Origin of the sequence: Limimaricola variabilis (assembly GCF_034371605.1) — a bacterium.
GTDB classification, from domain to species: Bacteria; Pseudomonadota; Alphaproteobacteria; order Rhodobacterales; family Rhodobacteraceae; genus Limimaricola; species Limimaricola variabilis.
Window position 1 is genome coordinate 181,199 of record NZ_CP139691.1, and the last position, 23,309, is coordinate 204,507.

18 protein-coding genes are annotated in these 23,309 nt (G+C 69.2%); 10 read left to right on the forward strand and 8 right to left on the reverse strand.

Features of this window, described 5'->3' with window-relative positions; translation table 11 throughout:
* Positions 1 to 173 precede the first annotated feature (173 nt).
* Positions 174 to 1,556: a M20/M25/M40 family metallo-hydrolase gene (locus T8T21_RS00965; RefSeq protein ID WP_183472802.1), complete on the reverse strand. Its 1,383-nt coding sequence runs from the start codon at positions 1,554 to 1,556 to the stop codon at positions 174 to 176.
* Positions 1,557 to 1,761: 205 nt separating this feature from the next.
* On the opposite strand from T8T21_RS00965, the gene hemA reads away from it, so the two are divergent.
* The 4 genes from hemA (at position 1,762) to T8T21_RS00985 (ending at position 6,478) form a co-directional block, all read left to right on the forward strand.
* Positions 1,762 to 2,985, forward strand: coding sequence for a 5-aminolevulinate synthase (gene hemA, locus T8T21_RS00970; RefSeq protein WP_322337512.1), 1,224 nt, complete (start codon positions 1,762 to 1,764; stop codon positions 2,983 to 2,985).
* A 119-nt stretch (positions 2,986 to 3,104) separates the two neighbouring features.
* On the forward strand, positions 3,105 to 4,409 hold the full coding sequence (locus T8T21_RS00975) for a helix-turn-helix domain-containing protein (RefSeq protein ID WP_322336442.1): 1,305 nt from the start codon (positions 3,105 to 3,107) through the stop codon (positions 4,407 to 4,409).
* 49 nt (positions 4,410 to 4,458) lie between these two features.
* Positions 4,459 to 5,592 (forward strand): flavodoxin-dependent (E)-4-hydroxy-3-methylbut-2-enyl-diphosphate synthase, encoded by a 1,134-nt coding sequence (gene ispG / locus T8T21_RS00980; RefSeq protein WP_183472807.1) that lies wholly within the window; start codon positions 4,459 to 4,461, stop codon positions 5,590 to 5,592.
* A 157-nt stretch (positions 5,593 to 5,749) separates the two neighbouring features.
* Positions 5,750 to 6,478: a DUF1236 domain-containing protein gene (locus T8T21_RS00985; RefSeq protein WP_183472810.1), complete on the forward strand. Its 729-nt coding sequence runs from the start codon at positions 5,750 to 5,752 to the stop codon at positions 6,476 to 6,478.
* A gap of 64 nt (positions 6,479 to 6,542) precedes the next feature.
* On the opposite strand, the gene T8T21_RS00990 is transcribed toward T8T21_RS00985, so the two are convergent.
* Both T8T21_RS00990 and T8T21_RS00995 read right to left on the reverse strand, forming a co-directional pair.
* On the reverse strand, positions 6,543 to 6,992 hold the full coding sequence (locus tag T8T21_RS00990) for a GNAT family N-acetyltransferase (protein WP_322336443.1): 450 nt from the start codon (positions 6,990 to 6,992) through the stop codon (positions 6,543 to 6,545).
* Positions 6,989 to 7,738 (reverse strand): DsbA family protein, encoded by a 750-nt coding sequence (locus tag T8T21_RS00995; RefSeq protein WP_322336444.1) that lies wholly within the window; start codon positions 7,736 to 7,738, stop codon positions 6,989 to 6,991. The genes T8T21_RS00990 and T8T21_RS00995 overlap by 4 nt, the downstream gene beginning before the upstream one ends.
* A 136-nt stretch (positions 7,739 to 7,874) precedes the next feature.
* Here T8T21_RS00995 and T8T21_RS01000 point away from each other — a divergent pair, with 136 nt between their 5' ends.
* Entirely contained in the window at positions 7,875 to 9,035 is a 1,161-nt protein-coding gene (locus T8T21_RS01000) for a pyridoxal phosphate-dependent aminotransferase (RefSeq protein ID WP_322336445.1), read from the forward strand.
* A gap of 56 nt (positions 9,036 to 9,091) precedes the next feature.
* The gene (locus T8T21_RS01005; protein WP_407660140.1) at positions 9,092 to 10,246 is read left to right on the forward strand and encodes an N-acetylmuramoyl-L-alanine amidase; all 1,155 of its coding nucleotides are present in this window, start codon (positions 9,092 to 9,094) and stop codon (positions 10,244 to 10,246) included.
* A 57-nt stretch (positions 10,247 to 10,303) separates the two neighbouring features.
* On the opposite strand, the gene T8T21_RS01010 is transcribed toward T8T21_RS01005, so the two are convergent.
* Positions 10,304 to 10,981, reverse strand: a complete 678-nt coding sequence (locus T8T21_RS01010; protein ID WP_183473177.1) for a class I SAM-dependent methyltransferase — start codon at positions 10,979 to 10,981, stop codon at positions 10,304 to 10,306.
* Between the two features lie 157 nt (positions 10,982 to 11,138).
* Here T8T21_RS01010 and T8T21_RS01015 point away from each other — a divergent pair, with 157 nt between their 5' ends.
* Both T8T21_RS01015 and prfB read left to right on the forward strand, forming a co-directional pair.
* Positions 11,139 to 13,661 carry a penicillin-binding protein 1A gene (locus T8T21_RS01015; RefSeq protein ID WP_322336447.1) on the forward strand — a complete coding sequence of 841 codons (2,523 nt, stop codon included), beginning with the start codon at positions 11,139 to 11,141 and terminating at the stop codon, positions 13,659 to 13,661.
* A gap of 92 nt (positions 13,662 to 13,753) precedes the next feature.
* Positions 13,754 to 14,878 (forward strand): peptide chain release factor 2, encoded by a 1,125-nt coding sequence (gene prfB, locus T8T21_RS01020; RefSeq protein ID WP_183472825.1) that lies wholly within the window; start codon positions 13,754 to 13,756, stop codon positions 14,876 to 14,878.
* A 534-nt stretch (positions 14,879 to 15,412) separates the two neighbouring features.
* Here the strand turns inward: prfB and T8T21_RS01025 are convergent.
* The 4 genes from T8T21_RS01025 to bcp form a co-directional block, all read right to left on the reverse strand.
* Positions 15,413 to 15,922, reverse strand: a complete 510-nt coding sequence (locus T8T21_RS01025) for a bactofilin family protein (protein WP_183472828.1) — start codon at positions 15,920 to 15,922, stop codon at positions 15,413 to 15,415.
* A complete protein-coding gene (locus T8T21_RS01030) occupies positions 15,912 to 17,243 on the reverse strand; it encodes a DUF5930 domain-containing protein (RefSeq protein ID WP_183472831.1) in 1,332 nt (443 codons plus the stop codon). The genes T8T21_RS01025 and T8T21_RS01030 overlap by 11 nt, the downstream gene beginning before the upstream one ends.
* A gap of 210 nt (positions 17,244 to 17,453) precedes the next feature.
* Complete coding sequence (locus T8T21_RS01035; protein WP_322336448.1) at positions 17,454 to 18,281, reverse strand: ferritin-like domain-containing protein; 828 nt, start codon at positions 18,279 to 18,281, stop codon at positions 17,454 to 17,456.
* Positions 18,278 to 18,763, reverse strand: coding sequence for a thioredoxin-dependent thiol peroxidase (gene bcp / locus T8T21_RS01040; protein WP_322336449.1), 486 nt, complete (start codon positions 18,761 to 18,763; stop codon positions 18,278 to 18,280). The genes T8T21_RS01035 and bcp overlap by 4 nt, the downstream gene beginning before the upstream one ends.
* Positions 18,764 to 18,857: 94 nt before the next feature.
* On the opposite strand from bcp, the gene T8T21_RS01045 reads away from it, so the two are divergent.
* Together T8T21_RS01045 and queA are read left to right on the forward strand one after the other, a co-directional pair.
* On the forward strand, positions 18,858 to 22,160 hold the full coding sequence (locus T8T21_RS01045) for an AsmA-like C-terminal region-containing protein (protein WP_322336450.1): 3,303 nt from the start codon (positions 18,858 to 18,860) through the stop codon (positions 22,158 to 22,160).
* A 13-nt stretch (positions 22,161 to 22,173) separates the two neighbouring features.
* On the forward strand, positions 22,174 to 23,232 hold the full coding sequence (queA, locus tag T8T21_RS01050; protein WP_322336451.1) for a tRNA preQ1(34) S-adenosylmethionine ribosyltransferase-isomerase QueA: 1,059 nt from the start codon (positions 22,174 to 22,176) through the stop codon (positions 23,230 to 23,232).
* Positions 23,233 to 23,309 lie beyond the last annotated feature (77 nt).

Below are 23,309 nucleotides of genomic sequence, written 5' to 3' on the forward strand. Positions count from 1 at the left end.
GGCCGTGTGCGTTTCGGCCCCCTCTTTGCCGCCGAACGTGGCGCGAGCCGCTACCGGCGGGTTTGCGTATCTTCGGAATGGTGCAACACGGGCGCGCGTCTTCCCTTCACCATTCTCCAAATACGCATGGCGACCGGCAAGCCGCCACGCGTGCCGGTCCTGTCCTCTCGCGCTCAGCCCTTTTCGGCCAAGGCGGCGAGGATTCGCGCCCAGCTGCGGATGCCCTTGTGAAAGCTGCGCAGGTCGTATTTCTCGTTCGGGCTGTGGATCAGGTCGTCGTCATTGGCAAAGCCCACCAGCATCGAATCCATGCCGAGCTCCGATTTGAAGTATCCCGCGATCGGGATCGAGCCGCCGGCTCCCACGAAGGCAGCGGGCTGGGGCCATTCGGCGCTCAGCGCCTGTCGCGCCGTCTCGAAGGCCGGGTCGTCGGTCGCCATGACACTGGCGGGGGCCGCGCCATGGCCGTGGAACTCGACCTTGCAATCGGGCGGCAGCATCGCGCGGACATGGGCGCGGAACGCGTCGCGGATCGCCTCAGGGTTCTGCTGCCCCACGAGGCGGAAGCTGATCTTGGCGCTGGCCTTCGACGGCAGCACCGTCTTGAAACCGGCGCCCGCATAGCCGCCGGCGATGCCGTTGATCTCGCAGGTCGGCCGCGCCCAGATCATCTCGAGCGCGGTGCGGTCGGCCTCGCCAGCCGGGTGCGACAGGCCGACGCCCCCCAGGAAGGCACCCGCGTCGAAGCCCAGGCCCTCCCACTGCGCGCGCAGCTCCGGCGTGATCTCCGGCACGCCGTCATAGAAGCCGGGCAGGGTGACACGGCCATGATCGTCATGCAGCGCCGCGATGATCCGCGACAGCACCTTGATCGGGTTGACAGCGGGGCCGCCATAGGCGCCCGAGTGCAGGTCGCGGTCGGGGCCGGTGATCACCACCTCCTCGCCCACGAGACCGCGCAACATGGTGGTGATCGCGGGGGTGTCGCGGTCGAACAGCCCGGTGTCGCAGATCAAAGCGAGATCCGCCTTCAGCTCGGCGGCGTTCTCGCGCAGGAACGGCACCAACGATGGCGAACCGGACTCCTCCTCGCCCTCGAACAGGATCGAGACACGGGCCGGTAGCTTGCCATGCACCGCCACCCAGGCGCGGCAGGCCTCGACGAAGGTCATCAGCTGGCCCTTGTCGTCGGAGGCGCCGCGGCCACGGATCACCCGGCCCGCGGGCGTGTCCTCGATCGAGGGCTCGAAAGGCGGGGTCTTCCACAGCTCGAGCGGATCGGCGGGCTGCACGTCGTAATGGCCGTAGAACAGCAGATGCGGTCCGCCATCGCCCATGCCCCCGGTGACCATCGGATGGCCGGGCGTGTCGCGCAGCGCCGCGTCGGCAAAGCCGATCGAGCGAAGGTCATCGACCAGCCACTCGGCGGCGGCGCGGCACTCTGCCCGATGCGCCGGATCGGTCGAGATGGAGGGAATCCGCAGAAGATCCATGAGCCGTGCGGTCGCGGCGTCGAGGTCGGCGTCGATGCGTGCGAGAACGGGGTCGAGTGTCATGGGGGCTCCTGTTATAATCCACTAGACCCTGACCCCGCCCTTGACCGCTGTCCAGCATTGCGGCGAAATTGAGTCATGCGTCGATCCAGTCCTCCGGGGGGTGGCAAATTGTAGCGTATTGCTCGGCCGTTCGACCACTTATATGGAGCCGGACGGCCAGCGCCGGGGTGAACCGCCCCGCCAGACGAAAAGGGGAACCATGCCCGTGGATTACGAAGCAGGGCTAGACGCCGCGATCGGAAGGCTGCACGCCGAGGGACGTTACCGGACCTTCATCGACATCGCCCGCCGCAAGGGACAGTTCCCGCACGCCACCTGGCACCGGCCGGATGGCAGCGAGGCGCCGGTGACGGTGTGGTGCGGCAACGACTATCTCGGCATGGGCCAGCATCCGGCGGTCCTGGCGGCGATGCACGAGGCGATCGACGCGGTCGGCGCCGGCTCCGGCGGCACCCGCAACATCTCGGGCACGACGGTCTATCACAAGCGGCTCGAGGCGGAGCTGGCCGATCTGCACGGCAAGGAAGCGGCGCTGCTGTTCACCTCGGCCTACATCGCCAACGACGCCACGCTGTCGACCCTGCCGCGGCTGTTTCCCGGGCTGATCATCTATTCCGACGAGCTCAACCACGCGAGCATGATCGAGGGCATCCGCCGCAATGGCGGCGCCAAGCGGATCTTCCGCCACAACGATCTGGCGCATCTGCGCGAGCTGCTGGAGGCCGACGATCCGGCCGCGCCGAAGCTGATCGCCTTCGAGAGCGTCTATTCGATGGATGGCGATTTCGGCCCCATCGGCGAGCTGTGCGACCTTGCCGAGGAATTCGGCGCGCTGACCTATCTCGACGAGGTGCACGCGGTCGGCATGTACGGCCCGCGCGGCGGCGGCGTCTCGGAGCGCAACGGTCTCGCCCACCGGGTCGACATGATCAACGGCACGCTGGGCAAGGCCTATGGCGTGCTGGGCGGCTATGTCGCGGCTTCGGCCAAGATGGTGGACGCGGTGCGCTCCTACGCGCCGGGCTTCATCTTCACCACATCGCTGCCGCCTGCCGTGGCCGCCGGGGCGGCGGCCAGCGTCGCGCATCTCAAGACCGACAATGCGCTGCGCGAGCGGCATCAGACCCAGGCCGCGATCCTCAAGACCAGGCTGCGGGGCCTCGGGCTGCCGATCATCGATCACGGCAGCCACATCGTGCCGCTGATCGTCGGCGATCCGATCCACACCAAGCTAATCTCGGACATGCTGCTCGCCGATCACGGCATCTACGTGCAGCCGATCAACTTTCCGACAGTGCCGCGCGGCACGGAACGGCTGCGTTTCACGCCCTCTCCGCTGCACGGTCCGGGCGAAATGGACGCGCTCGTGCGCGCATTGGATGCGCTTTGGTCGCATTGTGCGCTGAATCGCGCCGAATTGGCCGGTTGACCACATACCCCCGTGCGGGGCGGCTCCGCTCATGCTAGAATGAACCTCAAGACCTTTCGGGAGTTATGAAAACATAGCCCCGGAGGTCACCGGGGGCGGGCAGAGACGGGAACACCGATATGATCGGGCGGAGCTTCATGCGCGCAAGCGCAGCGCAGGAGGTCGAGGCCAAGGGCTTCGACGCTTTTGAACTGCGGTTGGGCGACCTGATGCGTGGCGAGCGCGCGACCATGGGCAAGAGCCTGCTGGACGTGCAGCGCGAGCTGAAGATCAAGGCCGCCTATATCGCCGCGATCGAGAATTCCGATCCCACCGCCTTCGATACGCCGGGCTTCATCGCCGGCTATGTACGGTCCTATGCCCGTTATCTCGGCATGGATCCCGACACCGCCTACGAGACGTTCTGCCGCGAATCCGGCTTCACCACGGCGCATGGCATGTCGGCCGCGGCCTCCACGGTCCGGCCGCGCAGCACCAAGCCGCAGAGCACCAGCCTCGGCAAGGACATCTTCTCCGAGTCGGCCACCCCGTTCTTGCCGCCCGCCGAGCGTATTCTCGCGGGCTTCGAGCCGCGGGCCCTGGGCTCCGTGGCTGTGCTGCTCGTGCTGATGGGCGGGCTCGGCTATGGCGGCTGGTCGATCCTCCAGGAGGTCCAGAAGGTCCGTCTCGCCCCCGTCGAGCAGACTCCCGCGATCATGGCGCAGGTTGATCCGCTGGCCGGCGGTGGCCGGGTCGAAGCCGCGGGCAGCGATGCGGCCGAGCTGGCGGCGCTGGCACCTGCCGCGCCCGATGCGCTCGACCGCCTCTATCGCCCGCAGGCGCTCGACGTGCCGGTGATGACCCCGCGCGACGGCCCGATCGCCGCGCTGGTCACCCAGCCGCGTCGCCCGGGGCAGGACGCCTCGACGCAGCTCGCCTCGGCAACGACTTCGACGCCCTCAATGGGGACCAGCCCGATGCTCGCCGCGCTCGACGCCGCCCCGGTAGAGACGCCCGAGATCACCTTGCCCGATATCGAGCTCGCCCTGCTCGAGGCCGGGGCCGACAACCCGACCGGGGAGCCGGTCGTTCGCGTGACCGAACCGCCGGCACCGGGTGTCACCATGGTGGCCGTGCGCCCGGCATGGGTACGCGTGAAATCCGCCGATGGCTCGACGCTGTATGAAGGCATCATGAACGCCGGTGACGAATGGCAGGTGCCGTCGCTCGAGCAGGCGCCGACCTTGCGCGTCGGCGAGTCCGGTGCCGTCTATTTCGCCGTCAACGGCCAGCATTACGGCCCGGCCGGCGATCCCGGCACCGTGACCTCGAACCTCGCCTTGTCGGTGGACAATCTGACCGCCAGCTATCAGGTTGCCGACCTGGAGCGCGACTCCGACTTGGCCGAGTTCGTCCGGGTCGCCGAGGCCGCATCCACCGAATGACGCCGCGCCGGTTCTCCGCCTCGCGGCCCTGATCCGCGAGAGGTTAGACATGTCCCTTCACGCCGTCCGCCCCTGGCGCGAGATCCAGCGTCGCAAGTCCCGCCAGATCATGGTCGGGCGCGTGCCCGTGGGCGGCGACGCGCCGATCTCGGTGCAGACCATGACCAACACCGACACCACCGACGTGCGCGGCACGCTCGATCAGGTGATCCGTGCCGCCGATGCCGGCGCCGACATCGTGCGCGTCTCGACCCCCGACGAGGACAGCACGCGGGCGCTGCGCGAGATCACCCGGGAAAGCCCGGTGCCGATCGTCGCCGACATCCATTTCCACTACAAGCGCGCCATCGAGGCCGCCGAGGCGGGCGCGGCTTGCCTGCGGATCAATCCCGGCAATATCGGCGACGCCAAGCGGGTGGCCGAGGTGGTGCGCGCCGCCAAGGATCACGGCTGCTCGATCCGGATCGGCGTCAATGCCGGCTCTCTGGAGCGCCACCTGCTCGAGAAATACGGCGAGCCGTGCCCCGACGCCATGGTTGAGAGCGGGCTCGATCACATCAAGCTCTTGCAGGATCACGACTTCCACGAGTTCAAGATCTCGGTGAAGGCGTCGGACGTGTTTCTCGCCGCTGCCGCCTATCAGCAGCTGGCCGACGCGACCGACGCCCCGATCCATCTCGGCATCACCGAGGCGGGCGGGCTGATGTCGGGGACGATCAAATCCGCGATCGGCATGGGCAATCTCCTGTGGATGGGGATCGGTGACACGATCCGTGTCAGCCTCTCGGCCGATCCTGTCGAGGAGGTGAAGGTCGGCTTCGAGATCCTGAAATCTCTCGGCCTGCGCCATCGCGGCGTCAACATCATCTCCTGCCCGTCTTGCGCGCGTCAGGGCTTCGACGTGATCAAGACCGTCGAGATCCTCGAAAAACGGCTGGAGCACATCAAGACGCCGATGTCGCTGTCGATCATCGGCTGCGTGGTTAACGGCCCCGGCGAGGCACTGATGACCGATGTCGGTTTCACCGGCGGCGGGGCCGGAAACGGCATGGTCTATCTCGCCGGCAAGCAGAGCCATCGCATGTCGAACGAGCAGATGGTCGACCATATCGTCGAGCAGGTCGAGGCCAAGGCGGCCGAGATCGAGGCGCGCGAAACGCCAGCGACCGAAGCGGCGGAGTGATCCTCGCGTCATCGGTCGGAACTTGCCGGGGGATCGGCGGGAAACCGCTGTTATCAGGGAGAATTTTCTGATCCCCGGCGGACCTCTCAGGCCCTTCTGCGCGTTCTTTGTGCAATCGCCGGTCGGAAGATCGGTGTTCACAGAGAATGGAACTGACATGACCAAGCAATCGCTTCTGATGACGACCGCCGCCGCCCTCGTGGCCGCGATGCCGGCCTTCGCCCAGACCGCGACCACGGAGACGTCGACCGAGACCACCGCCAGCGCCGAGACCGCGCAGGCGGGCACCACCGCGCATGCCGCGACCGAGCTGAACCTGCGCGCAGGCCCCGGCCCGGACATGGAGATCATCGACGTGATCCCCGCCGATGGCGAGGTGATGGTCGATGGCTGCCTTGAGAGCGCCAACTGGTGCAAGGTGACGCTGAACGGCACCACTGGCTGGGCCTATGGCGACTATCTCACCGTGAAGATGGCCGAGGCGCCCGAGCCGGTCGTGCTCTACGAGAACCGCGCCGAGCTCGAGGTCGAGACCGTGACCTATGACAATGCGGCCAACAACGCCGCCGCGACCGCTGCCGGTGCCGCGACCGCCGCTGCCGGTGCCGCTGCCCTGGCCGCCGGCCCGATCGGCATCCTCGGCGCAGCCGTGGTTGGCGCCGCCCTGGGCGATTCGGCCACGCCGGACGAGCAGACCATCACCTATGTGCGCGAGAACCCGGTCGAGCCGGTCATTCTCGGCGGTGAAGTCGTGGTCGGCGCCACGGTGCCGGGCGAAGTCGAGCTGACCGCCATCCCGGACGCCGAGTACAGCTACCTCTATCTCAACGGCACCCCGGTGCTGGTCGAGCCCGAAGAGCGTCGGATCGTCCACATCGTCCGCTAAGCCGAACCTGTTGGTGAATGAGAGAGGGCGGCCCAACGGGCCGCCCTCTTTGCATATCCTAAGCCTATAGGGTCCGCTTGAACCCGAGATGCGTCGCCTCAAAGCCCAAGCTCTCGTAGAAGCGATGTGCCGCTTCGCGGGATCGGTCGGAGGTCAGCTGCATCAGCATGCATTCGGCGGCGCGCGCCCGCGTTTCGGCGTCCTGCATCGCGAGGCGACCGATCCCGGCGCCACGCTGGCTCGCTGCCACCCGCACCGCTTCGATCTGCGCACGCCGTGCGCCGCCACGAGACAGGCCCTCGATCAAGATGAGCTGGTAGCATGCGACGACCTCGTCACCGACCACTCCGACAACGATAATGTTGCCCGGCTGTACACTCATGCGGTCGAAGGCATCGAGATAGCTCTGGAGCGGTGCGCCCTCGCGGTGCTGGCCCAGATCGTCCTCGGCCAGCAGCGCTGCAATCGAGGCGACATCGCCTCGATCGGCCTTACGGAAATGGGGCGCGCTCACTCGCCGCGCTGACCAGCCACGATCTCGCGCATCTGCGCCAGCGGCACGTAGCCGCGCAGCATCTCGTCGCCCATCACGAAGCTCGGCGTGCCGGAGATCTGCATTGCCTGCGCCAGTTGGTGGTTGCCGGCGATGATCTGGTCGATCTCCGGCGACTCCATCGCGGCGTTCAGCGTCTCCCAATCCGAGCCGAGGCTCTCGGCCAGCGCGGTCAGGGACTTCTCGGACACGTCGCCCCGCATCGTCATCAGCGCGTTATGCGCCTGCTTGTAGGCCTCGTCGCCCAGCTCGGCCCGGGCCGCGAGGGCGAAGCGCGACGCCATCACCGACTGCTCGCCGAGGATCGGGAATTCCTTGAGGATGTAGCGGATGTTGCCGTCGCTCTCGATCAGTTCCTCGACCTCGGGAAAGGCGCGGCGGCAATAGCCGCATTTGTAGTCCATGAACTCGACCACGGTGATGTCGCCATCGGGGTTGCCGCCGACCCAGTCGCCTTCGCTCTCGAACAGCGCCTTGGCGTGGTTCGCGATCATCGCGCTGTCGCCCTGCGCGGCGGCCTCGGCCTGGCGCTGGTCGAGCACGGCGATCGCCTCCATCAGCACCTCGGGATTCTCGAGCAGATAGGCGCGCACTTCCTCGCGGAAGGCATCGCGCTCGGCATCGCTCAGCGTCTCGAGATCGGTCGCGGCGGCGGGGGCGGCGAGTGCCAGCGTGACGGGCAGGGCGCGAAGGGTCTGGCGCAACATGGTCTTTCCTCTCCTCAGGGTCGGGATGGTGCAGACCATATCGCCGCAGCGCTGCCAAGCGCGGACCCGTGATCGGGGGCATTGACGGCGGGGGCGGGCGGTTGGCACAACCCGGCCGAACCATACGGAGCGGATCATGCGGAACTCAAGGCGCGGACAGGTCGATCCCTTTATCGTGATGGACGTGATGGAGGCGGCGCGGCAGGCCGAGGAGGCGGGCCGCCACGTCATCCACATGGAGGTCGGCCAGCCCGGCACCGGCGCCCCGCGCGAGGCGGTGGAGCGGCTGGCCCGCGACATGGCGGCGGGGCCGATGGGCTATACCGTGGCGCTCGGCCTGCCGGAGCTGCGGGCGCGAATCGCGCGCCATTACGGCGAGTGGTACGATGTCGATCTCGACCCGGCGCGGGTGGTGGTGACCTCCGGCGCCTCCGGGGCGTTCCTGCTCAGCTTCACGCAGCTCTTCGACACCGGGGCGCGAGTGGGACTTGGGGCACCGTGCTACCCTTCCTACCGGCAGATCCTCAAGGCGCTCGACATGGCGCCGATTGACATCCCGACCACGCTGGAGAGCCGGATGCAGCCGGTCCCCGGCGATATCGCGGCACATGCGCTCGACGGGCTGGTGCTGGCCTCGCCCTCCAACCCGGCGGGGACGATGCTCGATCGGGCCGGGCTCGAGGCGCTGGCGGGGGCCTGCGCCGAAGGCGATGCCGCGCTGATCTCGGACGAGATCTACCACGGCATCGGCGGGTCCGGCACCTCGGTGCTGGAGGTCACCGACGAGGCGCATGTGATCGGCTCCTTCTCCAAGTATTTCTCGATGACCGGCTGGCGGGCGGGCTGGCTGATCGTGCCGCCCGAGCATGTGCGCGGCATCGAGCGGATCGCCCAGAACATGTTCATCTGCACCTCGCACGCCTCCCAGCGGTTGGCGCTGCACGCGATGGACTGCACCGATGAGCTGGAGGCGAACGCCGCCGTCTATGCCGCCAACCGCGCGCTGATGCTCGACGGCCTGCCCAAGGCGGGCTTCACCCGCTTCGCGCCGCCCGACGGCGCCTTCTACGTCTATGCCGACGTCTCGGACTTCACCGATGACAGCCGCGCCTTTGCGGCCGAGATCCTCGATGAGGCGAATGTCGCGGTGACGCCCGGGCTCGATTTCGATCCGCGCGACGGACATCGCTGGATCCGCTTTTCCTATGCCCGCGCCACCGCCGACATCGAGGAGGGGCTGGCGCGCCTCGCCCGCTTCATGGCGGCGCGGGGCCATGCCGGGGCAGGCGCCGCGTGAGGCGTCTGCGTCGCCGCATCGCCCGGACGGTGAAGGCAATCGGTTTGGCGCTTCTGATGGCCGGGCCACTCGCGGCGCAGGAATTCACCGGCCTCGCCCGGCTCGACGCCGATGAAAGCGCGGTGGTCGACCGGCGCGGCGGCGGGGTCGAGATCGACCTGTCACTGAGCCAGGCCGTGCCGTGGCGGGTCTTCACGCTGAATGCGCCGCGCCGTCTCGTCCTCGACTTCTCGGAGGTGGACTGGGCCGGGGCCGATCCGGCGGCGCTGCTTTCGGCCGGCAATGCCGGGCCGGTCCGGCTCGGGCAGGCCCGGCCGGGCTGGTCGCGCCTCGTGCTCGACCTCGCCGCACCGATGGGCGTCGACAGCGCCGGAATGCGGGTAGAGGGGCAAGGGGCGCGCCTCACCGTGATCCTCTCGCCGATCAGCGAGGCCGATTTCGCCGCCACCGCCCGCGCCGAGGACCCGGCCGGGGCCGCGCTGCCACCGCCGGAGGCCGAAGCGCCCGGCCCCCTCGTCGTGGCGATCGATGCCGGCCATGGCGGCGTCGATCCGGGCGCGATGCGCGAAGGGCTGGTGGAGGCCGAACTGATGCTGCGGCTGGCGCGCGAAACCGCCGATGCGATCAACCGCACCGGAACGATGCGGGCCGTGCTGACCCGCGACGCCGACGCCTTCGTGCCGCTCACCGAACGGATGACCATCGCGCGGGCAGCAGGGGCCGATCTGCTGCTGTCGCTGCATGCCGACGCGCTGGAGGAGGACGAGGCCTCGGGCGGCTCGGTCTACACGCTCTCGGCCGAAGCGCTGGACCGCGCCTCCTCGCGCATGGTCGAGCGTCACCAGCGGGGCGACCTGCTGGGCGGCGTCGATCTCAGCCGGCAGGACGACCGGGTCGCCACCGCGCTGATGGATCTCGCCCGGCTCGACACCGCACCGCAGAGCGAGCGGCTGGCGCAGGCGCTGGTCGCGGCGCTGGAGACGGCGGGGGCGCATCTCAATTCGCGGCCGCGCCGCAGCGCGCCCCTCGCCGTGCTCAACGCCGCCGATTTCCCCTCGGTGCTGGTCGAGGTGGGCTTCCTGTCGAATGCGGGTGACCGCGCCCGGCTGACGAATCCCACCAGCCGGGCGCGCATCGTCGCCGGGCTGGTCTCGGGATTAACGGCCTGGGCCGCCGAGGAAGCAGCGCGCGCGCCACTCAGGCGTCGCTGAGACGCAAACGGCCCGCGCCGTGGCGCGGGCCGTCCTCGAAGCTGTGGGCGTGGGCCGTCAGCCCTTCTTGGCGGGCTTCGGACCTTCCTCGCGCGGCAGGCCGTCGAAGCGGGCGAGCCAGACCGAATGCATGCCGCAATCGGGATCCTCGGGGATGAAGGCCAGCGGCTTGAATCCGTGCATCTCCAGCAGACCCTTGTAGGTCTTGGGGCTGAGGCTTTCGTGGAAGATCGGCTTGCCCGCCACGTCACCGATCGCCGTGCCGGCCGAGGGGCCGGAGGTGAACATCAGCGCGCAGCCCGGCGCCGCATGCTCGGCGAAGACCGGGAACATCGCCTGCTGATCGGGGCCGGACAGGTGAAAGAAGCTGTCCCAGGCGAGGATCGCGTCGAACTTCTCGGACAGGCGCAGCCCGCGCATGTCGTGGTGGAAGGCGCGAGCGCGCGGCAGGTTCCTCTGGAACATGCCCAGCATCACCCGCGACGCGTCGACGCCGGTCACCTCCGCACCGCGATCGGCGATGTACTGGGCGATCGGCGCGCCGGAGCCGCAGCCGAGGTCGAGCACCCGGCGCCGGCCGCCATTGCGCGGCGCGGCAGCCAGCATCCGGTCGACCCAGCGACGCTCGATCAGGCGGCGGTCGCGCGACTTGGCCCAGTCGGGCCCGACCTGTTCATAGGTGGCGATCACGTCGTCGGGCGTGGCGCGGCGGGACGGTGTGGTTTCGGTGGCCATCATGTGCACCCTTTTGGGTTCGAGCTGGCGCGAGCGCAATCCCCTCGCCAAAGCGTGACCCCGCTTTCGGGCGTTTTGCCGCCGATTTCAAGCCCTGCGCTTTTGACCCGGAGCGGGCGCTTGCCTATAAGCCGGAACATTCCTCCCGGAGAACCCTGTGCTGCGCTTCATCATGTCCTTTCTCGGCGGCATCTTCTCGATGCTGACCCTCGGCCTCGCCATGGGCGCGCTGACGCTCGGCGCGATCTTCTACGTCTACGGACGCGACCTGCCGAGCTACGAGACGCTGGCGCAGTACACGCCGCCGACGATCAGCCGGGTCTATGACGGCGAGGGGCACATCCTCGACGAGTTCGCCACCGAACGGCGTCTCTTCACCCCCGCCGAGGAAATCCCGGACCTGGTCAAGCACGCCTTCGTCTCGGCCGAGGACCAGAATTTCTACGTCCACTCCGGATTCGACGTGAAGGGCATCGTCGCCGCCGGGGTCGAGGCCGTGCGCTCGCGCGGCGAGGACATCCGCGGCGCCTCGACGATCACCCAGCAGGTGATGAAGAACTTCCTGCTCGACGGCTCGCGCACCCTCGAGCGCAAGATCAAGGAACTGATCCTCGCGGTCCGGATCGAGGGCGCGATGCCCAAGGAGCGGATTCTCGAACTCTATCTCAACGAGATCTTCCTCGGTCAGAACTCCTATGGCGTCACCGCCGCGGCGCAGACCTATTTCAACAAGCCGCTCGCGCAGCTCGAGCCGGGCGAGGCCGCCTATCTCGCGGCGCTGGCGCAGCGGCCCGGCAACCTGCACCCGGTGCGGCAGTATTCGGACGCGGTGAACCGCCGCAACTACGTGCTCCGCCGGATGTACGAAGACGGCTATATCGACGAGGCCGCCTATCGCGAGGGCCGTGGCCTGCCGCTCAACACCGTGCAGTCGGGCGACATCGAGAGCTTCCGCGCCGCCCTGCCGCCGCGCGACTACTTCACCGACGAGGTGCGCCGCCAGCTTTCGGCCGAGTTCGGCGAGGACGAGTTTTTCGGCGGCGGTCTCTCGATCCGCGCCACGCTGGATGGCGAACTGCAGATCGAGGCGGCGCATGCGCTGCAGCGCGCGCTGGAGCAGTATGACCGCGGGTTGGGCCGCTGGCGCGGCACCGGCGAGTCGATCCCGGTCGAGACGTTGGATGACGAGATCGCCTGGCGCACCGCGCTGTCGGAGGTCGACGTGCCCCGCGACGTGACGCTCGAGAGCCCCTGGCTGCCGGCCGTGGTGATGGAAGTGGGCGAAAGCGAGATGCGCCTCGGCATCGAGGGGCTGGCCGATGACGGCTCCGAGCCGCATGTCGTGCCGCGCGACGACATCTCCTGGATCAAGGGCAGCTTCGCCGACAATTTCGAGCGCGGCGACGTGGTACTTGTGCGCCGGATGGTTTCCGACGACGACGGCAGCTTCATCCGCTGGACGCTGCGCCAGACGCCGCGCGTGCAGGGCGCCTTCATGGCGATGGACGTCAACACCGGCCGGGTGCTGGCGATGCAGGGCGGCTTCTCCTACCAGGACAGCGTGTTCAACCGCGCCACCCAGGCGATGCGCCAGCCCGGCTCCTCCTTCAAGCCCTTCGTCTACGCGGCCGCACTCGACAGCGGCTACACCCCGGCGACGATTATCGTCGACGCCCCGATCGAGATCAACACGCCGCAGGGCATGTGGCGGCCGCAGAACGCCTCCAACAAGTTCTACGGCCCGACCCCGCTCCGGACCGGCATCGAGCAGTCGCGCAACATCATGACGATCAGGCTCGCGCAGGAGGTCGGCATGGATACCGTCGCCGATTACGGCGAGCGCTTCGGCGTCTACGACGATCTCGGCCCCTATCTGTCGAACGCGCTGGGCGCGCAGGAGACGACGCTGTTCAAGATGGTCGCGGCCTACGCCATGTTCGCCAATGGCGGCGAGCGGGTGGAGCCGACGCTGGTCGACCGGGTGCAGGACCGTTACGGCAACACGCTGTATCGCCATGACCAGCGCAACTGCGTCGACTGCTCACTGCCCGAGCTGCCGGCCGGCGCCGCGCCGACCATCCAGTCGAACCGCGAGCGGATCATGAACGCCGTCACCGCCTACCAGCTCACCTCGATGATGGAGGGCGTGGTCAAGCGCGGCACGGCGCGCGGCGTCAACCTGCCGGTGCCGATCGCCGGCAAGACCGGCACCACCAACGACGCCAAGGACGTCTGGTTCGTGGGCTTCTCCTCGAACATCGTGGCGGGCTGCTACATCGGCTACGACAACCCGCGCTCGCTGGGCTCGGGGGCTTCCGGTGGCGGTATCTGCGGCCCGGTCTTCGAAAGCTTCATGCGCAGCGCCATCGAGCGCTTCGGCGGCACCGAGTTCCCGGTTCCGGATGAATGCCAGTTCATCAAGATCGACCGCTTCTCGGGCGCCCGGCTGCCCGACGGCGCCGCGGGCGACAACGTGATCTCGGAGTGCTTCCGGATGGGCGAGGAGCCGCTCTTCGGCGTGGCCTTCGACGGCGGCTTCGAGATGTCGGGCGACCTGCCGCTCTACGAGGAGGCCGGCGGCAACAAGCCGGCCAAGAGGGTCACCACCTCGACTGGCAACACCGCCACGGTGGGCCCCAAGGCAAGCTTCGGCACGCTGTCCTCGGGCGGTCTCTACTGATCGCTTCGGCGCGCGCCTCGCTTGCCGGGGCGCGCGGGCCGCGCTATCACGCCCCTCAATTCCAAGCCCATCCAGCCAGCGAGGCACCGATCATGCGCGCAGAGACGCAAGCCCACATCGCCGCCATCGAGAAGTCGCTGGGGCTCTTGGCCAAGCGCATGGGCCGCGAGACCGCGGCGCATCGGCTCGAGGAGTTCGACGCGCGGGTCGAGGATCCGACCCTGTGGGACGACCCGGCCGCGGCCCAGAAGCTGATGCGGGAGCGCCAGGCGCTGCTCGACAAGATGGGCACCTATGACCAGATCAGCCAGGGCCTGAAGGACAATGTCGAACTGATCGAACTCGGCGAGATGGAAGGCGACGAGGAAATCGTCGCCGAGGCCGAGGCCGCGCTCAAGGCGCTGCGCCAGACCGCCGGGGCCAAGGAGCTCGAGGCGCTGCTCGACGGCGAGGCCGACGCCAACGACACCTTCCTCGAGATCAACGCCGGAGCCGGCGGCACCGAGGCCTGCGACTGGGCGCAGATGCTGCAGCGGATGTATGTGCGCTGGGCCGAGAAGCACGGCTACGAGGTCGAGATGCAGTCCGAGGAAGCCGGCGGCGAGGCGGGCATCAAGTCGGTCGCCTACAAGATTTCCGGCCCCAACGCCTATGGCTGGCTGAAGTCGGAATCGGGCGTGCACCGGCTGGTGCGGATCTCGCCCTTCGGCAAGGGCACGCGCGAGACCTCCTTTGCCTCCGTCTGGGTCTATCCGGTGGTCGACGACAACATCGAGATCGAGGTGAACCCCTCCGACATCCGGGTCGATACCTATCGCTCCTCGGGCGCGGGCGGCCAGCACGTCAACACCACCGACTCGGCGGTGCGGATCACCCACATGCCGACCGGCATCGTCGTAACCTCGTCGGAGAAGTCGCAGCACCAGAACCGCGACATCGCGATGAAAGCACTGAAGTCGCGGCTCTACCAGATGGAGCTCGACCGCCGGAACGCCGAGATCAACGCCCAGCACGACGCCAAAGGCGATGCGGGCTGGGGCAACCAGATCCGCTCCTACGTGCTGCAGCCCTACCAGATGGTGAAGGACCTGCGCACCGGGCACGAGACCTCCGACACGCAGGGCGTGCTCGACGGCGATCTCGACGGCTTCATGGCCGCGACGCTGGCGGGGCAGGTCTCGGGCAAGAGCCGCGCCGAGGCCACGGCCGAGGAGTGATCGGTGTCGGGCAGTGCCGTCGTTGCGGCGACCATGCCCGTTTCCCGATGCGTTGAGGTGTGACCCGGCCCGGCGGCGGGGTCAGCCTGCATAGACGACCAGTCCCGGAAGACTGAATTCGGCGTTGAACGGCTGGATGACCCGAAACCGGCCTCGGCCGGCGTTGCCTCCTCCTGCGCGGACGACAACTCTGACAGGCGGTCTGATAGGGCAGGGCTTGCGGCGCGGGCTTTGGTCTCTCAGCTATGCCTGGCTGGGCCTGCACAAATACCTTCGGCGCAAGTGGGTCGCTCACACTGAGCGCGAGGATCTGCGCCGCCGCGCCCGCTCGCTCGCTCCACCAGCGGAATCTCGGCCATGCGTGTCAGCAGAGCCCGGCACCAGCCGAGCGGCGGCGGCGCATCCCGCCACAGAACGGAAATGATCGGCCTCGTTCATCAGAGGCACCGGCGGGGTGCGATCGAGAACGGCAGCCAAAGAAAAAGGGCGCCCCGGTGTCCCGGCGCGCCCCTGTCGTCGATCCCGTGATCGATCTCAGTCGTGACCGCCCTCGGCGATCGACGGCTTCGGCAGCGGCTTGGGCGTGCCGGTGGTGTTCAGCGGGTCTTCCTGACGCTGCACCGAGCCTTCGAAATGCGCGCCGCTCTCGATCGCGATGGTCTTGTGGATGATGTCGCCCTCGACACGGGCGGTCGAGGTGAGCCGCACCTTGAGGCCGCGCACCCGGCCGACGATCCGGCCGTTGATGACGACGTCGTCGGCCACAAGCTCACCGCGCACGGTGGCGCCTTCGCCGACGGTCAGCAGGTGGGCGCGGATGTCGCCCTCGATCTGACCCTCGACCTGAATGTCGCCGGTGGTCTTGACGTTGCCCTTGATGTGCAGGTCGGCCGAGAGGACCGATGCCGGCGGCTTGGCCTTGGGCGCGGCGGGACGGTAGTCCTGCGATCCCTGCGGCTGCGCGGGCTTGGTGGTGGCGTCCATCTGGGGGGTCCCTTCGGCTGTCCTCGGTCCGGGCTCGTTGATCTTGCTCTTAGAAAACATCTTTTCCAGCTCGTATGTAGGTCATGGGATTGACGGGAGTCCCACCGACGCGCACCTCGTAATGGAGGTGGGGCCCGGTCGATCGTCCGGAGTTGCCCATATCACCGATCCGCTCGCCGCGCGATACCCTTTGGCCGACCTTGACGTGGATCTTGTTGAGATGTGCGTAACGGGTCTCGATCCCGAACTCGTGCTGGATCTTGATCAGCCGGCCATAACCCGAGGCCCAGCCGGCGCTGACCACCACGCCATCCGCGGTCGAATAGACCGGGGTGCCGATCGGGGCGGCGAAGTCGGCGCCCGCATGCAGCCGACCCCAACGCTGGCCGAAGCCCGAGGTAAAGCGGAAGCGGTCCTTCACCGGTTGGGCGAAGGGCGCCTTGGAGGCGGCGATGCGGTAGAGGTTGATCTCGTCCATCTTGCCGAGCAGGGCGTTGGCCCGGTCGGCGTTCTCGGCGGCGTGATCGCCATGGTCGGCATGCGCGCCCATGGTGGAGAACTGGATCGGGGTCAGCGGGCCCACGCCGTTATAGCCCTTGCGCACCTGCCGGAGCATGGCGTCGGGGTCCATGCCGGCGGCGCGGAACATCTCGCCCAGCGGCTCGACCGAGACGGTCATCGCCTCTTCGAGCTGGCGGAAGATCTCGTCGTTGCGCTCGGTCATCAGCCGCAGCTCGAGCTGCATCTCGTTGGCCTGCTCGAAAGCGAGCTGCGCGTCCTCGGCGATCCGGTCGCGCTCTTCGGCGGTGTCGGCCAGCGCACCGGACAGGATGTCGAGCGTGCCCTCGACCGAGGCCGCGTCGGCGCCGCCGGGCAGGGTGCCGCCCTCGGCCAGCGCCAGTCGGGCTTCCTCGGCGGCGTCACGTGCGACTTCGCGCTCCTGGATCGTGCGGCGCAGCGCGGCCTGCACCACTTCGAGCCCGGTCTCCATTTCGCGGCGCCGGTCCTCGGAGGCCAGCAGCTCGCTCTGCATGGTCGAGATCTGTTCGAGCGCGGTGGAGAAGCGTTCCTGGGCGGCGGCGGCCTCGGCGGCGCGCAGGTCGCGCTCGGCCGAAAGGGAATTGAGCCGCTCTTCGTAGATCATCTGATCGCGCTGGGCCTGGGCACGGAAGTTGCCGGAGCCGATCGAGTCCATCAGCACGATCGCGGTCGCGGTGATGGTCCAGCCGACCATCAGCGTCGTGCCGGTCCAGGCGATCAGCTGGGTGGAGGGGTGGAGCCGGATGAACCGGGTTTCGGTGTCCGAGCGCAGAAACAGCCGCCGTTCGGGAAACCGACGCTCAAGCGCCGCGTGAAGTTTCTGTGCCAGTTTGGTCCGCACCCGTCCGTCCCCGTGTTGCCCCGGTCACAGCCTCTCTTTTTCGAGAGCGCCGCGAACGAGGTGTTAACGGCCGCTCGAAAGCCTCGCAACTGCTTTGCCCCGAGTCGGTGGAACGGGAGGGGAACGGGGGTAGAAAAGTGGCGGGATACCGCCGATGCTGCGGCAGGGTCACGCGTCGTGGCAAAACCGCAACTTCGTCCCTGCCGCCAGTCAGTTGTCGCGTCCCGGCGTCTCTTCGGCCAGCGGCCAGTAGAAGTCCGGCGGCAGCCCTGCCTCGGCGCGCTTCTCCTCGTTGAAGGGCGGCTTGAGCTTGGCGTGGAAATGCTTCCGCACCAGATCGCGAAACAGCGGCGCCGGGTCGAGCTCGTGCCTGCCGCAGAGGTAGTTGAACCATTTCGAGCCATAAGAGACGTGGTGCACCTCCTCGGCATAGATTACCTCGAGCGCCGCCACGGTGTCGGCGTCGCCCGCCTTGCGGAAGATGTCGATCATCCCGGGCGTCACGTCGAGGCCGCGCGCTTCCAGCACCATCGGCACCACGGCGAGCCGCGCCATCAGGTCGGTGGCGGTGTCCTCGGCGGCGCGCCACATGCCGGCATGGGCGGGCAGGGCGCCGTAATGGCTGCCCAGGCTCTCCAGCCGGTCGCAGAGCAGGTTGAAGTGCTTGGATTCCTCGTCTGCCGCCTGCACCCAGTCGTCGAAATAGCCCAAGGGAAGCGGTGTGGCGGCAAAGCGCGCCACCACGTCCCAATGCAGGTCGACCGCGTTCAGCTCGATATGCGCGACGGCATGGATCAGCGCGATCCGCCCGTGCTCCGAGCCGGGCCGGCGCTTCGGCATGTCGCGCGGCGCCAGAAGCTCGGGCCGCGCCGGTCGCGCCGGACGATCGGGCGGGGTGGCGTCGCCGATGGCGAGCGGCGTGCCGGCGGCACGGCTCTCGCGCCACAGCTTTGCCGCCGCATGCGAACGCGCGGTCTTCTCGCGGCCATCGGCAGTCGAGAGCACTTCGACCGCCAGCTCGGTGAGGGTGCGGCTCACAGCGCGCGCACCGCGTCGAGCACCTCTTCGGCGTGGCCCGCCACCTTCACCTTCGGCCAGACCCGCGCCACCCTGCCCTCGGCGTCGATCAGGAAGGTGGTCCGCTCGATCCCCATGAAGGTCTTGCCGTACATCTTCTTCTCGACCCAGACGCCGTAGCGTTCGCAGACATCGCTCTCGGCGTCCGACAGCAGGGTCACGCCGAGATCGTACTTGTCGCGGAATTTCTCGTGCTTGGCGATCGTGTCCTTGGACACGCCGAGCACCCGCGCCCCGGCGAGCTGCAGTTCCGAGCCCAGCGCGGTGAAGGCCTGCGCCTGCTTGGTGCAGCCCGACGTGTCGTCGCGCGGATAGAAATAGAGCACGACCGGCGCGCCGCGATGCGCCGACAGCCGCACCTCGCCGCCGCCGTCGCGCGGCAGGGAAAAGTCGGGCGCGGGCTGGCCCGCCAGCGGCCGGGGGTCCGTCATCGTGTCGCTCATGGCGCATCCTCGCTGTCGTGAACGGGCAACGGTGGCCCTCGGGGGCTCAGGCATCTACGCTGTGGGAGACGAAATCAAGAGGCCAAGGCCGGTCTTGCCGCACCACCCGATCAGGTCACGACCGTCCCACCCGCGCCGTCCGCGCGGGCTCGGCGCTGCCACGGTGCTGCGGCGCGGGATCGGCGCGGGGGCGGGGCTGCTGACGGCGCTGATCGGCTTGCCGCTCGCGCTGGCACTGACCTTGCCGCTGCTGCTGGTCGGCCAGACGGTGACCGCGCCGGGCTGGATCACCGCGCGGGTCGAGGCGCAGGCCGCGACCATGCTGGCCGGTGGCGGCATCGATTTCGGCGAGATCGCGCTGACCCTTGGGCACGACCTGCATCCCCGCGTGACGCTGCATGACACCGTGCTGCGCGACGCCGATGGCGGGGTTTTGGCCCGGGTGCCCGAGGTCGAGGCGCTGTTCAGCCCGCGCGGGCTGCTCTTCGAGCGCAGCGTGCTGGCGCAGGAGGTGGTGCTGCGCGGGGCCGAGATCGGGTTGCGCCGGGACCCGGATGGCCGGTTGGCGCTCCGCTTCGAAGCGGCGGGCGCGGCCGGCGGCGAGGGGCTGGCCGGCCTGCTGACCCGGATCGACCGGCTGGCCGCACGGCCCGGCCTCGCGGCGCTGGAGCGGATCCGGATCGAGGATCTGGCGATCGACTATGTCGACGACCGGGCGCGGCGGCGCTGGACCAGCGGCACCGGGCGGCTCGCGCTCGACATGCGCGCGGGCATGCGGCTGACGGGCCGGCTGCCATTGACGGCGACGGGGCAGGGCCGATCCGGGCTGCTGGCGCTGAGCTATGATCGCCCGGCGGGGGCCGAGGATGCCGAACTGCGGTTGATCCTCGACCGGGTGTCGAGCCGTGACATCGCCACGCAGCACCCGGCGCTCAACGTGCTGTCGGTGCTCGATGCGCCGGTCTCCGCGCGGCTGCGGGGGCGGATCGGCATGGATGGCACACCCGGTCCCGTTTCCGCCACGCTGCGGCTCGATGCGGGGGCCCTGGCGCCGAGGCAGGGCGGGGAGCCGCTGCGCTTCGACGGGGCGGAGTTGGCGCTGCGCTTCGATCCGGATACCGCGCATCTCGCCCTCAACCGCGTCGCCGCGCGCGGCGAGATGGGCCGGATCGAAGGTCATGGCGAGGCCTATCTGCGCGACTTCGCGTCCGGCTGGCCCGACACGGTCGAAGCGGAGCTCGAGCTCGACCGGCTGGCGCTGTCCGAGCGGATTGGCCTGCCGGGGCCGGTAGAGCTCGACGAGGCCGCTGCCACGCTGCGGCTGCGGCCCGCGCCCTTCGACCTCGAGATCGAAAGCCTGTCGGCCACGGATGCGATCGGCGGCGCGCGGGTCGCGGCCTCGGGGCGCGTCACCCATGACGGCCTAGGCTGGCAGGCGACGCTTGAGGCCCATGCCGACCAGCTCGGGCGCGGCCGGCTGCTGGCGCATTGGCCGCCCGGGTTCAGGCCGGGCACACGCGAATGGATCGCCGGGCGGATCCCCGAGGCGCGGCTGCGCGACCTCGCATTGACGCTCGACCGCGCACCGGGCGAGGCGCCCCGGATCCGCCTCAGCCACGGCTTCGAGGAGGCGCGGTTGCGGCCTCTCGACGGAATGCCGCCGATCACCGGCGCGGCGGGTCGGCTGGTGCTCGGCGAGGGAACATTGCAGGTCGATCTCGACGCGGGCGAGGTGACTGCACCAGAAGGGGGGCGGATCGACCTTGCGGGCTCGCGCTTTGCCATTCCCGAGCTGGGCGGGTCGCGCCCCCAGGGGCGGATCGAGCTTGCGGGAGAGGGTGCCGCGACCGCGATGCTCTCGCTGATCGACCAGCCGCCGCTGCGGGTCATGCAGAAGGCTGGCAAGCCGGTCGACATGATCGACGGCACAGCCTCGGCCCGCGCCGTGATAGAACTGCCGCTGGGCGGGCCGGTCACGCCCGAGCTGGTGAACTGGGCGGTCGACGGGGTGCTGAGCGATGCCACCAGCGGGGCGATCCTGCCCGGCCGCCGGATCGCGGCCACGCGGCTCGAAGTCACGGCCGGGCCGGAGCGGTTGGAGATCGCCGGGCCTCTGACCCTCGACGGGCTGCCCGCCGATGTCACCTATCTCCAGCCGCTGGGCGCAGGGGCCGGGGCGGCGCGGCTCGACGGGTCGGTCGAGCTGTCGCAACGCTTTCTCGATACCTTCGGCATAGCCCTGCCCGAAAACAGCCTCGGCGGCAGCGGCCATGCCCATCTGTCGATGACCCTGCCGCGCGGCGCGCCGCCCGTGGTCGAGCTGACCTCCGATCTGGCCGGGGTGGCGCTCCGCATCCCGGCCCTCGGGTGGGCGATCGCACCCGGCACCACCGGCCGGATCGAGGTCGCGGCGACTCTGGATGCGACGCCACGGATCGACCGGATCGCGCTGGATGCGGGCGGGCTGTCGGCGCGCGGCAGCCTGCGACTGCGGCCCCAGGGCGGGCTCGACCGCGCCCGGTTCGACCGGCTGCGGCTGTCGGACTGGCTCGACGTCACGGCCGATCTGGTCGGGCGCGGAGCGGGTGAGTCCGTCGGGATCGAGATCCGCGGCGGCGCGCTCGACCTGCGTCGCGCGTCGTTCGGATCGGGGGGCGGCGGCGATGGCGGCCCGGTCGAGATTGCGCTCGACCGGTTGCGGGTAACCGAGGCGGTGACGCTGACGGGCTTCCGGGGGAGCTTTTCGACGCGCGGCGGCTTTTCGGGCCGCTTCGGCGCACAGGTCAACGGCGCGGCGCCGGTCTCGGGGCTGGTGGTCCCGGATGGCGGCCGCGCGGCGGTGCGGGTTACCGGCGCCGATGCCGGCGCAGTGCTGCGCGCCGCCGGGCTCTACGGCACCGCCACGGGCGGTGTGCTCGACCTGATGCTGCTGCCGGAGGACGCGCCGGGGCATTACAGCGGCACGCTCGACGTCGCCGGGCTGAGGGTGCGCGACGCGCCGGCCATCGCCCAGCTTCTGGACGCGATCTCGGTGGTGGGTCTGCTGCAGCAGCTTGACGGCAAGGGGCTGGCCTTCGACCGCATCCTCGCCTCGTTCCGGCTGACCCCCGAGACGCTCGACATCGCGCAGGCCAGCGCCACCGGGCCGGGCCTTGGCATTTCGCTCGACGGGCGCTACAGCCTCGGCACCCGGCGCATGGCCTTTGCAGGCGTCGTCTCGCCCTTCTACCTCGTCAATTCGCTGGGCTCCTTCCTGACCCGGCCGGGCGAGGGCCTGATCGGCTTCAACTACACGCTGGGCGGCACGCCCGAGGCGCCACAGGTCTCGGTCAACCCGCTCTCGGCGCTCACCCCCGGCATGTTCCGCGAGATCTTTCGCAGGGCGCCGCCGACCTGATCCGAGGACGACCATGAAGCTGTCGGATTTCGACTTCGACCTGCCCGAGGAGCTGATCGCCACCCGGCCCGCGCGGCCGCGCAGCTCGGCCCGTCTGCTGCTGGCGCAGGGAGACGCGATCGAGGATCGCATCGTCTCCGATCTGACTTCCATCCTGCAGCCCGGCGACCGGCTGGTGCTCAACGACACCAAGGTGATCCCGGCCCGGCTTTCGGGGCAGCGCTCGCGCCCCGGTGCTGCGGGCGAGGGTGTGGCCCGGATCGAGGTCACTCTGCTGAGCCCCCGCCCCGACGGCAACTGGAACGCGCTGATCAAGCCGCTCCGAAAGCTGCGCGAAGGCGAGGTGATCGAGTTCTCCGACCGGCTCTCGGCCGAGCTGGTGGCGCGTGACGAGGGGCAGGGCGTGCTGCGCTTCGATCTCGAGGGCGACGCCTTCGACCGCGCGCTGCAGCAGGTCGGCGCGATGCCGCTGCCGCCCTATATCGCCGCCAAGCGCGCCGCCGACGAAAGCGACCGCGAGGATTACCAGACCGTCTGGGCCGCGCGCCCCGGCGCCGTCGCCGCGCCCACTGCCTCCCTGCATTTCGACGAGGCGCTGATGGCGGCGCTCGCCGCGCGCGGCGTCGATTTCACCCACGTCACGCTGCATGTCGGCGCCGGCACCTTTCTGCCGGTCAAGGTCGACGACATCCGCGAGCACCGGATGCATGCCGAATGGGGCGAGGTGACCGAGGCCGCGGCGGCCGAGATCGCCGCCACCCGCGCCGCCGGCGGCCGGGTGATCCCGGTCGGCACCACCGCGCTGCGGCTGATCGAGAGCGCGGCACGCGGCGGCCAGATCGCGCCCTGGCGCGGCGAGACCGACATCTTCATCACCCCGGGCTTCGAATTCCGCGTGGCCGACGGGTTGATGACCAACTTCCACCTGCCGAAATCGACGCTGATGATGCTGGTCTCGGCGCTGATGGGGGTGGAGGAGATCCGCAGGATCTATTCCCACGCGATTGCCGAGCGCTACCGTTTCTTCTCCTATGGCGACGCATCCCTTCTCTTGCCGCGCGGTCAGGGCTGAGCGCGCTTCGCAAGAGCTTCATGAGACGTCGCTTTGATGCGAGACGCGGGGCGAGTCGGACGGCTAGCCCGGCGAGG